The sequence below is a fragment of the Enterobacter sp. RIT418 genome, from assembly GCF_003057745.1.
In the GTDB taxonomy this organism is placed as follows: domain Bacteria; phylum Pseudomonadota; class Gammaproteobacteria; order Enterobacterales; family Enterobacteriaceae; genus Enterobacter.
In genome coordinates this window covers 94,786-107,933 of record NZ_QBJD02000009.1, presented here as the reverse complement: position 1 = coordinate 107,933, position 13,148 = coordinate 94,786, and the positions used below count along the sequence as shown (strand labels likewise).

Annotated in this window: 8 protein-coding genes; 7 read left to right on the top strand and 1 reads right to left on the bottom strand. The window is 55.9% G+C overall.

The window, feature by feature from the left end:
* Nucleotides 1-2 precede the first annotated feature (2 nt).
* The 5 genes from sdhB (at nt 3) to sucD (ending at nt 7,165) form a co-directional block, all read left to right on the top strand.
* A complete protein-coding gene (gene sdhB, locus DBY73_RS12575; protein ID WP_112011473.1) occupies nt 3-719 on the top strand; it encodes a succinate dehydrogenase iron-sulfur subunit SdhB in 717 nt (238 codons plus the stop codon).
* A 264-nt stretch (nt 720-983) separates the two neighbouring features.
* Nucleotides 984-3,791: a 2-oxoglutarate dehydrogenase E1 component gene (gene sucA / locus DBY73_RS12570; protein ID WP_112011472.1), complete on the top strand. Its 2,808-nt coding sequence runs from the start codon at nt 984-986 to the stop codon at nt 3,789-3,791.
* Between the two features lie 14 nt (nt 3,792-3,805).
* On the top strand, nt 3,806-5,032 hold the full coding sequence (gene odhB, locus DBY73_RS12565) for a 2-oxoglutarate dehydrogenase complex dihydrolipoyllysine-residue succinyltransferase (protein WP_112011471.1): 1,227 nt from the start codon (nt 3,806-3,808) through the stop codon (nt 5,030-5,032).
* 97 nt (nt 5,033-5,129) lie between these two features.
* Complete coding sequence (gene sucC / locus DBY73_RS12560; RefSeq protein ID WP_112011470.1) at nt 5,130-6,296, top strand: ADP-forming succinate--CoA ligase subunit beta; 1,167 nt, start codon at nt 5,130-5,132, stop codon at nt 6,294-6,296.
* Entirely contained in the window at nt 6,296-7,165 is an 870-nt protein-coding gene (sucD, locus tag DBY73_RS12555) for a succinate--CoA ligase subunit alpha (RefSeq protein WP_008501094.1), read from the top strand. Before sucC ends, sucD begins: the two co-directional genes overlap by 1 nt.
* 85 nt (nt 7,166-7,250) lie before the next feature.
* Here the strand turns inward: sucD and DBY73_RS12550 are convergent, their stop codons facing one another.
* Entirely contained in the window at nt 7,251-7,967 is a 717-nt protein-coding gene (locus tag DBY73_RS12550; RefSeq protein ID WP_112011469.1) for a GntR family transcriptional regulator, read from the bottom strand.
* Nucleotides 7,968-8,138: 171 nt separating this feature from the next.
* Here DBY73_RS12550 and mngA point away from each other — a divergent pair, with 171 nt between their 5' ends.
* Nucleotides 8,139-10,055, top strand: a complete 1,917-nt coding sequence (gene mngA, locus DBY73_RS12545; RefSeq protein ID WP_181573233.1) for a PTS 2-O-a-mannosyl-D-glycerate transporter subunit IIABC — start codon at nt 8,139-8,141, stop codon at nt 10,053-10,055.
* 19 nt (nt 10,056-10,074) lie between these two features.
* Entirely contained in the window at nt 10,075-12,705 is a 2,631-nt protein-coding gene (gene mngB / locus DBY73_RS12540; RefSeq protein ID WP_112011467.1) for a mannosylglycerate hydrolase, read from the top strand.
* The last annotated feature ends 443 nt before the right edge of the window (nt 12,706-13,148 follow it).

The window sequence follows — 13,148 nt, the reverse complement described above, 5'->3', positions numbered from 1 at the left end:
CAATGAAACTCGAATTTTCAGTTTATCGTTATAACCCGGATGTAGACGACGCTCCGCGCATGCAGGATTACATCCTGGAAGCGGAAGAGGGTCGCGACATGATGCTGCTGGACGCCCTCATGCAGCTGAAGGAAAAAGATCCTACGCTGTCGTTCCGTCGTTCCTGCCGTGAAGGGGTTTGTGGCTCCGACGGCGTGAACATGAACGGCAAAAATGGCCTGGCCTGCATTACGCCAATTTCGGCGCTGCAGCGTCCCGGTCAGAAAATCGTTATTCGTCCTCTGCCTGGCCTGCCGGTCGTTCGCGATTTGGTGGTAGACATGGGGCAATTCTATGCACAATATGAGAAGATTAAGCCTTACTTATTGAATAATGGGCAAAATCCACCCGCTCGTGAGCACCTACAGTCTCCCGAGCAGCGTGAAAAACTCGATGGACTTTACGAGTGCATTCTCTGTGCATGTTGCTCGACGTCGTGCCCGTCGTTCTGGTGGAACCCGGACAAATTTATCGGCCCGGCCGGCCTGCTGGCTGCCTATCGCTTCCTGATCGATAGTCGCGATACCGAAACCGATAGTCGTCTGGAGGGATTGAGTGACGCTTTCAGCGTATTCCGCTGCCATAGCATCATGAACTGCGTCAGTGTGTGTCCTAAGGGGCTCAACCCGACGCGCGCCATCGGCCACATTAAGTCGATGCTGCTGCAGCGCAGTGCGTAAGTAGTGAGAGGGGAGCACTGTTCCCCTCACCCTAACCCTCTCCCAAAGGGAGAGGGAACAGATAGCAGGAAATCTTTAAAAACTGCCGACGACCTTCCCCCTCGCCCCGTGGGAGAGGGTCGGGGTGAGGGGAAACCCTAAGACAGTTTCTAAAGGTTCCTTCGCGGGCCAAGTAGAGCTCGCAGGTGAACCCCGGCACGTACACGCGGTGTGCGTGGTAGTTTCTACGGCGAAAGTAAGCATATAAATGCTTAAGGGATCACGATGCAGAACGGCGCAATGAAAGCCTGGCTGGACTCTTCTTACCTCTCTGGGTCGAACCAGAGCTGGATAGAACAGCTCTATGAAGACTTCTTAACCGATCCTGACTCAGTGGACGCAAACTGGCGTTCCATGTTCCAGCAGTTGCCTGGTACAGGGGTCAAACCGGATCAATTCCATTCCAAAACACGTGATTATTTCCGTCGTCTGGCGAAGGATGCCTCACGTTACTCTTCTGCGATTTCCGACCCTGACACCAATGCGAAGCAGGTTAAAGTCCTGCAGCTTATTAACGCTTATCGCTTCCGCGGTCACCAGCATGCGAATCTCGATCCGCTGGGGCTGTGGAAACAAGACCGTGTGGCCGATCTCGATCCGGCGTATCACGATCTCACCGAGGCCGATTTCAAGGAAAGCTTTAACGTAGGTTCATTTGCTATCGGCAAAGACACGATGAAGCTGGGCGAACTGATTGACGCGCTCAAGCAAACCTACTGCGGCTCCATCGGCGCGGAATATATGCACATTACCTCCACCGAAGAGAAGCGCTGGATCCAACAGCGAATCGAATCCGTGGCGGGCCACGCGAATTTCTCGGCAGACGAGAAAAAACGCTTCCTGAACGAACTGACCGCAGCGGAAGGGCTTGAGCGCTATCTGGGCGCGAAGTTCCCGGGCGCAAAACGCTTCTCGCTGGAAGGCGGCGATGCGTTAGTCCCGATGCTCAAAGAGTTAATTCGTCACGCCGGCAAGAGCGGCACCCGTGAAGTGGTGCTGGGCATGGCGCACCGCGGTCGTCTGAACGTGCTGGTCAACGTGCTGGGTAAAAAGCCGCAGGACCTGTTCGACGAGTTCGCGGGCAAGCACAAAGAACACCTCGGCACCGGCGACGTGAAGTACCACATGGGCTTCTCGTCCGATATCGAAACCGAAGGCGGGCAGGTTCACCTGGCGCTGGCGTTTAACCCGTCTCACCTTGAGATCGTTAGCCCGGTGGTTATCGGTTCCGTGCGCGCGCGTCTAGATCGTCTGGACGAGCCAAGCAGCAACAAAGTGCTGCCGATTACCATTCACGGCGATGCGGCGATTACCGGTCAGGGCGTGGTTCAGGAAACCCTGAACATGTCGAAAGCGCGGGGTTACGAAGTGGGCGGTACCGTTCGCATCGTGATCAACAACCAGGTGGGCTTCACCACCTCTAACCCGCTGGACGCGCGTTCTACCCCGTACTGCACCGACATCGGCAAGATGGTGCAGGCGCCAATCTTCCACGTGAATGCGGATGACCCGGAAGCGGTGGCCTTCGTGACCCGCCTGGCGCTGGACTTCCGCAACACCTTTAAACGCGACGTGCTGATCGACCTGTTCTGCTACCGCCGTCACGGCCACAACGAAGCCGACGAGCCAAGCGCAACGCAGCCGCTGATGTACCAGAAAATCAAAAAGCACCCGACGCCGCGCAAAATCTACGCTGACAAGCTGGAAGCGGAAAAAGTGGCGACGCTGGAAGATGCGACCGAGATGGTCAACCTCTACCGCGACGCGCTGGACGCGGGTGAATGCGTCGTGAAAGAGCTGCGTCCGATGAACATGCACTCCTTTACCTGGTCGCCGTACCTCAACCACGAGTGGGATGAGAGCTACCCGAACAAGGTCGAGATGAAGCGCCTGCAGGAGCTGGCTAAGCGCATCAGCACCGTGCCGGACGCGATCGAGATGCAGTCTCGCGTGGCCAAAATTTACGGCGATCGCCAGGCCATGGCGGCCGGTGAAAAACTGTTCGACTGGGGCGGCGCGGAAACGCTGGCCTACGCGACGCTGGTTGACGAAGGTATTCCCGTTCGTCTGTCCGGTGAGGATGCGGGCCGCGGCACGTTCTTCCACCGTCACGCGGTGGTTCACAACCAGTCTAACGGCTCAACCTACACTCCGCTGCAGCATGTGCATAACGGTCAGGGCCAGTTCAAGGTTTGGGACTCCGTACTGTCTGAAGAAGCGGTACTGGCCTTCGAATACGGCTACGCCACCGCTGAACCACGCACCCTGACCATCTGGGAAGCGCAGTTCGGTGACTTCGCCAACGGTGCGCAGGTCGTTATCGACCAGTTCATCTCCTCCGGCGAGCAGAAGTGGGGCCGCATGTGTGGCCTGGTGATGCTGCTGCCGCACGGCTACGAAGGGCAGGGGCCGGAGCACTCCTCCGCGCGTCTGGAACGCTATCTGCAGCTCTGCGCCGAGCAGAACATGCAGGTCTGCGTGCCGTCTACCCCGGCTCAGGTCTACCACATGCTGCGTCGTCAGGCGCTGCGCGGTATGCGCCGTCCGCTGGTAGTCATGTCGCCGAAGTCCCTGCTGCGCCACCCGCTGGCGGTTTCCAGCCTCGACGAACTGGCCAACGGCACCTTCCTGCCGGCCATCGGCGAAGTTGACGAGCTGGATCCGAAAGGCGTTAAGCGTGTCGTAATGTGTTCTGGTAAGGTTTATTACGACCTGCTGGAACAGCGCCGCAAGAACGACCAGAAAGATGTCGCCATCGTGCGTATCGAACAGCTTTATCCGTTCCCGCATCAGGCGATGCAGGACGTGCTGAAACAATATGCTCACGTGCATGATTTTGTCTGGTGCCAGGAAGAGCCGCTTAACCAGGGCGCATGGTACTGCAGCCAGCATCATTTCCGTGAAGTGATTCCATTTGGGTCCGCCCTGCGCTATGCAGGCCGCCCGGCCTCCGCCTCTCCGGCGGTAGGGTATATGTCCGTTCACCAGAAGCAGCAACAAGATCTGGTCAATGACGCGCTGAACGTCGATTAATTAAAGGATACATAATGAGTAGCGTAGATATTCTTGTTCCCGACCTGCCTGAATCCGTAGCAGATGCGACCGTCGCCACCTGGCACAAAAAACCGGGCGATAGCGTTAAGCGCGATGAAGTGCTGGTAGAAATCGAAACTGACAAAGTGGTACTGGAAGTACCGGCTTCGGCGGATGGCGTTCTGGATGCCGTTCTGGAAGATGAAGGCACCACCGTGACCTCTCGCCAGATCCTCGGTCGCCTGCGTGAAGGTAACAGCGCGGGCAAAGAGTCCAGCGCGAAAACGGAAGAGAAAGCCTCTACCCCGGCGCAGCGCCAGCAGGCCTCTCTGGAAGAGCAAACTAACGATGCGCTCAGCCCGGCGATCCGTCGCCTGCTGGCCGAGCACAGCCTTGACCCGGCAGCCATCAAAGGCACCGGCGTCGGCGGCCGTCTGACCCGCGAAGACATCGACAAGCATCTGGCAAAAGGGCCTTCTGACGCAAAAGCAGAAGCCAAAGCGCCAGCCGCCGCACCGGCAGCGCAGCCTGCGCTGGGCGCCCGCAGCGAAAAACGCGTGCCGATGACCCGCCTGCGCAAGCGCGTGGCCGAGCGTCTGCTGGAAGCGAAAAACTCCACCGCGATGCTGACCACCTTCAACGAAGTGAACATGAAGCCCATCATGGACCTGCGCAAGCAGTACGGTGACGCGTTTGAAAAACGTCACGGTATCCGTCTGGGCTTTATGTCCTTCTACGTGAAGGCGGTAGTTGAAGCGCTGAAACGCTACCCGGAAGTGAACGCCTCTATCGACGGCGACGACGTGGTGTATCACAACTACTTCGACGTGAGCATGGCCGTTTCCACGCCGCGCGGCCTGGTGACCCCGGTTCTGCGTGACGTTGATGCCCTGGGCATGGCGGATATCGAGAAGAAAATCAAAGAGCTGGCCGTCAAAGGCCGCGACGGCAAGCTGACCGTAGACGATCTGACCGGCGGTAACTTCACCATTACCAACGGCGGCGTGTTCGGTTCGCTGATGTCTACGCCAATCATCAACCCGCCGCAGAGCGCGATCCTCGGCATGCATGCCATCAAAGATCGTCCTATGGCGGTAGACGGTAAAGTGGAGATCCTGCCGATGATGTACCTGGCATTGTCTTACGACCACCGTCTGATCGACGGCCGCGAGTCCGTGGGCTTCCTGGTGGCCATCAAAGAGCTGCTGGAAGACCCAACGCGTCTGCTGCTGGACGTGTAGTAGTTTTTTAGCGTCACCTGCCCTGCAGGCCGGCACACAGACCGCGCCGGCCTGCAGGTTTAAAGATAACGATTACCCTGAAGGATGGATAGAACACATGAACTTACATGAATATCAGGCCAAACAGCTGTTTGCCCGGTATGGCTTACCGGCGCCGGTGGGTTATGCCTGTACTACTCCGCGTGAAGCAGAAGAAGCCGCTTCTAAAATTGGCGCTGGCCCGTGGGTAGTTAAATGTCAGGTTCACGCTGGCGGTCGCGGTAAAGCGGGCGGTGTGAAGGTTGTTAAGAGCAAAGAAGAGATCCGCGCGTTCGCTGAACATTGGCTCGGCAAGCGCCTGGTGACGTATCAAACGGATGCGAACGGCCAGCCGGTAAACCAGATCCTGGTTGAAGCGGCGACCGACATCGCAAAAGAACTGTATCTGGGCGCGGTTGTTGACCGTAGCTCCCGCCGCGTGGTGTTCATGGCGTCTACCGAAGGCGGCGTGGAAATCGAGAAAGTGGCGGAAGAAACCCCGCACCTGATCCACAAAGTGGCGATCGATCCGCTGGCGGGCCCAATGCCTTACCAGGGTCGCGAGCTGGCGTTCAAGCTGGGTCTGGAAGGCAAGCTGGTGCAGCAGTTCACCAAGATTTTCATGGGCCTGGCGACCATTTTCCTTGAGCGCGATCTGGCGCTGATCGAGATTAACCCGCTGGTTATCACTACCCAGGGCGACCTGATCTGCCTCGACGGCAAGCTGGGCGCTGACGGCAACGCGCTGTTCCGCCAGGCGGATCTGCGTGAAATGCGCGATCAGTCTCAGGAAGATCCGCGTGAAGCGCAGGCGGCACAGTGGGAGCTGAACTACGTGGCGCTGGACGGCAACATCGGCTGCATGGTTAACGGCGCGGGCCTGGCAATGGGCACCATGGACATCGTTAAGCTGCACGGCGGTGAACCGGCAAACTTCCTCGACGTGGGCGGTGGCGCAACCAAAGAGCGCGTGACCGAAGCGTTCAAAATTATCCTCTCTGACGACAACGTGAAGGCCGTTCTGGTGAACATCTTCGGCGGCATCGTCCGCTGCGACCTGATTGCCGACGGTATCATCGGCGCGGTAGAAGAAGTGGGCGTGAATGTGCCGGTGGTTGTCCGTCTGGAAGGGAACAACGCTGAACTCGGCGCGAAAAAACTGGCTGACAGCGGCCTGAATATTATTGCAGCGAAAAGTCTGACGGATGCAGCTCAGCAGGTTGTTGCCGCAGTGGAGGGGAAATAATGTCCGTTTTAATTAATAAAGATACCAAGGTTATCTGCCAGGGCTTCACCGGTAGCCAGGGGACTTTCCACTCCGAACAGGCGATTGCCTACGGTACGCAGATGGTTGGCGGCGTGACGCCAGGTAAAGGCGGCACCACGCACCTGGGCCTGCCGGTGTTCAACACCGTGCGTGAAGCGGTCGAAGCGACCGGCGCAACCGCGACCGTGATCTACGTTCCGGCTCCGTTCTGTAAAGACTCCATTCTGGAAGCGATTGACGCGGGCATTAAGCTCATCATCACCATCACCGAAGGTATCCCTACGCTGGATATGCTGACCGTGAAGGTCAAGCTGGACGAAGCGGGCGTGCGCATGATTGGCCCGAACTGCCCGGGCGTGATCACCCCGGGTGAGTGCAAAATCGGCATCATGCCGGGCCACATTCACAAGCCGGGCAAAGTGGGCATCGTTTCCCGCTCTGGTACCCTGACCTATGAAGCGGTTAAGCAGACCACCGATTACGGCTTCGGCCAGTCCACCTGCGTGGGCATCGGCGGTGACCCGATCCCTGGCTCTAACTTCATCGATATCCTGAAGCTGTTCCAGGAAGATCCGCAGACCGAAGCGATCGTGATGATCGGTGAGATCGGCGGAAGCGCGGAAGAAGAAGCCGCTGCCTACATCAAAGAGCACGTGACCAAGCCGGTTGTGGGCTACATCGCGGGCGTGACCGCGCCGAAAGGCAAGCGTATGGGCCACGCTGGCGCGATCATCGCAGGCGGTAAGGGTACGGCTGATGAGAAATTCGCAGCGCTGGAAGCCGCAGGCGTGAAGACCGTACGCAGCCTGGCGGACATCGGCGAAGCACTGAAATCCATCATTAAGTAAGTCCTCTCTGCTCCCCGAAAGGGGAGCGTTGCAGTATAAAAATGTCCGTTTCGACATGGTTGGCCGCTGAAAAAGCGGCCTTTTTTTATTGTCTGCGTTTGGCGACGAGCGTGAACTTGTAATCGTCGGTGTTAAACACGTTGCGGCTATATTCAAATATCCGACCGTCCTTCAGGTAACCGCGAGAAACTTTTTCCAGGATCGGTTTAGCCGGATCGAGCGACATCGCGGCGATCGCCTCTTCCGATGGCATAATCGGCACCAGCTCCTGCTCGCTGCGATCGATAACCATCTTTTTGATCTGTTCAACGTAATGGTATTTCGACTTTTCCATCACGCCCCAGGTGAGGTCAGGGAACATTGCCAGCGGCATCCATGTCTCTTCCAGATTTACCGGCTTTTGCTTAATGAAGCGTACGCGCTTGATGTGCCAGACCTTATCTTCCGGATTAATAGCCAGTATAGCCGCGAGCCTTGTATCGGCTTTCACCACTTCAAAGGTTTTGACATCGCTGTGCGTATCGACGTTTCGGTCAACCAGTTTTTCGTAAAAGCCGGTGAGCTGGTAGATGTCGTAATTAACGCGTTCCTCTTTTACATACGATCCGCTGCCCTGAATACTTTCGATGATCCCTTCATCAGCCAGCAGTTTCAGAGCCTGCCGGACGGTGACGCGGCTAACGTTGAACGTTTCCTGAAGGCAGGACTCGGTTGGTAGCGCGTCACCGGGTTTTAATTCTCCAGCGTTGATTTTCTCGCGGAACGCATCGGCAATCTGCCGGTACATCGGTTTGTTGGCCATTTTAGGGTGCCTGAATAATACCTTTTCAAAGAATTATGCATTCCACTAATGATTTGTAAATAATACAAATAGAATACAAATTTTGTTGTTAGTGAAAATGATCACATAAATGTATTACTGCTTCTGCCACACTCCTCTCCAGACAATAACGATCGAGATGTGAGGATCTCTATGAACCTGAGGAACCTGACCGATCCGCGCGCTGTTAGCGTTCGGGCGCAGTTTACCTGCCGGGATGAGGCAATCCGTCAGCTGATGGTGCGGCTGGTAAAGCTGGGCAAAATAGCTGACTCCGACGCTTTTCTGGCGGAAGTTTTCCATCGGGAATCGCTTGGCCCGACGGCGCTGGGCGAAGGGCTGGCGGTCCCCCACTGCAAATCAGCCGTGGTGAAAGAAGCGGCTTTCGCCGTAGCAACACTGTCCGAACCGCTGGAGTGGGAAGGCGTGGACGGACCGGAAGAGGTTGAGCTGATTTTTCTTCTCGCCATTCCTCCTGCTGAAGCGGGCTCGACACATATTCAGGTGCTGACGGAACTGACGTCTCGCCTGGCGGATGACGATCTCCGGGCGCGCGTGATGGCAGCTACCACGGCGGAAGATGTGCTTGCTGCCCTGGAAGCGACCCCTGAAGCACAAGAGGCCGCCGTTGCGGTGAATGCCCCGACGATCGTTTGCGTTACCGCCTGCCCGGCCGGGATTGCCCATACCTATATGGCGGCGGAATACCTCGAAAAAGCGGGGCGCAGGCTGGGCGTCAACGTGGTGGTCGAAAAACAGGGGGCCAACGGCATTGAGGGGCGCATCACTGCGCAGCAGTTGAAGGAGGCGAATGCGTGCATTTTTGCCGCAGACGTGGCGATTAAAGAGCGAGAGCGTTTTCAGGGGATCCCCGCGGTTTCCGTCCCCGTTGCGGAGCCTCTGCGCCATGCTGAAGCGTTAATTGAGCGCGCGCTGGCGCTACAGCCTTCATCCGATGCGGGTCATGAGTACGTCGATACCGAAACGAAAAAGGGCGTAAAAAGTGAGCTCAAACAGGCACTCCTTAGCGGGATCTCCTTTGCGGTACCGCTGATTGTCGCCGGCGGTACGGTGCTGGCCGTGTCGGTATTGCTGGCGCAAATCCTGGGTCTACAGCACTTGTTTGACCAGGAATACTCGTGGCTGTGGATGTACCGCAAGCTTGGCGGCGGCATGCTCGGCATTCTGATGGTGCCCGTTCTGGCAGCCTATACCGCTTACTCGCTGGCGGATAAACCCGCGCTGACGCCGGGGTTTGCGGCCGGACTGGCTGCCAATATGATCGGCTCCGGTTTTCTGGGGGCTATCGTGGGCGGCCTGGTCGCGGGTTACCTGATGCGCTGGGTGAAAAATCACATCCGCCTGAGTAGCCGCTATAACGGCTTTTTGACTTTTTACCTCTATCCGGTCATTGGCGTGCTGGGGGCGGGAAGCCTGATGCTGTTTGTGATCGGCGAACCGGTGGCCTGGCTTAATAACACGCTCACCGTCTGGCTTAATGGTCTGTCCGGTGCGAATGCGCTGCTCCTGGGGGCGATCCTCGGCTTTATGTGCTCATTCGATTTGGGCGGGCCGGTCAACAAAGCCTCTTATGCATTCTGTTTGGGGGCAATGGCGAACGGCGTCTACGGTCCCTATGCCATCTTTGCCTCCGTCAAAATGGTCTCGGCCTTTACCGTGACGGCGTCAACGATGCTGGCTCCGGGACTGTTTAAACCCTTTGAAATTGAAACCGGAAAATCGACGTGGCTGCTCGGGCTTGCGGGGATTACCGAAGGGGCGATTCCGATGGCGATTGAAGATCCTCTCCGCGTGATTGGCTCATTTGTCCTCGGCTCCATGGTAACCGGCGCGATCGTTGGCGCGATGGGGATCGGGCTCTCTACCCCTGGGGCAGGTATTTTCTCGCTCTTCTTACTTCACGACGCTGGACTGAGCGGGGTGGTTGCGGCGGCCGGCTGGTTTGGCGCGGCGCTGTTGGGGGCTGCTATTTCCACGTTTGTTCTGCTGCTCTGGCGACGTCAGGCGGTAAAAAAAGGCACGTACGTCACTGAAGACGCCTTACCGTAAACTCACACAGGAAATGAAGATGAAAGCTGTATCTCGCGTTCATATCACGCCGCATATGCACTGGGACCGTGAGTGGTACTTCACCACCGAAGAGTCGCGTATTCTTCTGGTCAATAATATGGAAGAGATCCTGACCCGCCTGGAGCAGGACGACGAGTATAAATATTACGTCCTTGATGGGCAGACGGCGGTGCTGGAGGATTATTTTGCCGTCGTGCCTGAAAACCGCGAGCGGGTGAAGGCGCTTGTTGAGCGGGGCAAACTGATTATCGGCCCATGGTATACCCAGACCGATACCACCATCGTTAGCGGGGAGTCGATCGTTCGCAACCTTATGTACGGTATGCGTGACTGCATGGCGTTCGGCGAGCCGATGAAGATTGGCTATCTGCCGGATTCGTTTGGTATGTCCGGCCAGCTTCCGCATATCTATAACGGGTTTGGCATTACCCGTACGATGTTCTGGCGCGGCTGCTCGGAACGACACGGAACCGATAAAACGGAATTTCTCTGGCAGAGCCAGGACGGCAGCGAAGTGACGGCGCAGGTCCTACCGCTGGGCTACGCGATTGGTAAGTACTTACCGGAGGACGAAGCGGGGCTGAGAAAACGGCTCGACAGCTACTTCGAGGTTCTGGAACGCGCCTCTGTAACCCAAGAGATCTTGCTGCCCAACGGCCACGATCAAATGCCGCTGCAGCAGAACATTTTCGCGGTGATGGACAAGCTTCGTGAAATCTATCCCCAGCGTCAGTTTGTGATGAGCCGTTTTGAAGAGGTGTTTGACCACATCGACGCGCACCGCGATGAACTGGCGACCTTAAAAGGGGAGTTCATCGACGGGAAATACATGCGCGTCCATCGGACAATCGGCTCCACGCGCATGGATATTAAAATCGCCCATGCGCGTATTGAGAATAAAATTGTCAATATTCTTGAGCCGCTGGCGACGCTGGCCTGGACGCTGGGCTTCGATTATCACCACGGTCTGCTGGAGAAAATGTGGAAAGAGATCCTCAAAAACCACGCTCACGACAGCATCGGCTGCTGCTGCAGCGATAAGGTGCATCGTGAGATTGTCTCCCGCTTCGCACTGGCTGAAGACATGGCAGACAACCTGGTGCGTTTCTACATGCGCAAGATTGTCGACAACATGCCGCAAAGCGATGCTGATAAGCTGGTGATGTTCAACCTGATGCCCTGGCCGCGTGAAGAGGTGATGAACACCACGATTCGACTGCGCGCCAGCCAGTTCCGTCTGCGGGATGATAAAGGCAACGAGATCCCCTATTTTATTCGCGGCGCGCGCGAACTTGATCCTGGCCTTATTGATCGGCAGATCGTTCATTACGGCAATTACGAACCATTTATGGAGTTTGACATTCAGCTCAGTCAGATCCTGCCGTCGATGGGCTACTGTACGCTATTTATCGAACCCAACGTTGCCGGGAAGCAATGCGCACCGGTGAAAAACACAACATCCTTACTCGAAAATGCCTTCTGGCAAATTGATTTAAACGACGACGGTACGCTGCGCCTGCGCGATAAAGAAACCGGGCTTATTTATGACCGCGTACTGGAAATCGAAGAGAGTTCGGATGATGGCGATGAGTATGACTACTCACCTTCCCGGGAAGAGTGGAGACTCACTTCAGCCCAGGGCGAGCATCAGGTTGAGGTAACGCATGAAGGCTGGCAGAGCAGGGCGGTAATCCGCCATCGTCTCGCTGTTCCGGCTAATCTGGCCGAACGTGCGGCGCGTCAGCGGAAAGGTTCTCTCAGCGCTGAGTTTGAAATCACGCTTAGCCGCAACAGCAGACGTATTGACGTGGCGGTTTGTCTGGATAATCAGGCTGACGACCACCGCGTTCGCGTGCTGATCCCCACGCCATTTACGACCCAGGACGTGTTAGCGGATACACAGTTTGGCACCCTCACTCGCCCGGTGCAGGATGCTGCAATGCAAGACTGGCAGCAGGAGGGCTGGAAAGAAGCGCCCGTTCCCGTCTGGAATTTGCTCAACTATGCCGTTCTGCAGGAAAAACGAAACGGGCTGGCGCTGTTTACCGAGGGACTGCGCGAATTTGAAGTGGTAGGTGAGGATAAAAAAGCATTTGCCGTAACCTTGCTACGTGGCGTGGGGCTACTCGGCAAAGAAGATTTGCTGTTGCGTCCAGGCAGACCGTCAGGAATTAAAATGCCCGTACCTGACTCTCAGGTGCATGGTTCGTTACGCTGTCGTTTTAGTCTCTTCAGCTTTAGCGGTACGCCGGAAAACGCGGGGGTCGCGCAGCAGGCCAAATCGTGGCTAACGCCCGTGCAGTGTTATAACAAGATCCCCTGGGACGCAATGAAGCTGAACCGATCATCGTTTACCACGCCGGAAAGTTACAGCTTATTGGCGCTTTCGCCAACGGGCTGTGTGCTCAGTACCCTCAAAAAGGCTGAAGATCGTGATGAACTTATACTTCGTCTGTTCAACCCGTCCTCGTCTACCCCATCAGACGCAACGTTATCCGTGAATCTGAACGTGAAGCGGTGCTGCGAAACGGACATGAATGAACGGTTGTTAGAGCAGGGTAAAGAAGAGGGCATCATCGGGATTTTCCGGCCGGGGCAGTCACGCACCTTTAGCATTCTTATCGTTTGAAAACACTGCTGAAAAAGGCCGCAGCGTGAGCGGCCTTTTTGACGCAATAGTTACCGAGGTGTGTTAATTTTTGGGGTTGTGAAGGTAAATTGAATGTAATTTCTAAGGGGCAGAGAGCTTATGGAAAAATAATCTGGCTGAACTATGCTTTATTGTTGACCCTGCATTGCAAAGCTGTTTCCCCTCGCGTTAATTAAAATCACTTCTGTTTATATTTTTTTTTGTCTTCCATAACCAAACGCACCCGGACATGAACATATTATTAACATGGTTTTTACCATTCTCACCTCAATTAAACATGGTTAACACAGGGGTTTGTTTTTGATTTAAATCAAAGTTTAATCCTTGGAAAAAGGTGATGAAAAGCGCTAAATTGTTCCCGATCAAAATGGCCGAAAAGTGGCAATTTTGCTATAAATTGATCACCGTCGAAAAACGTAAAT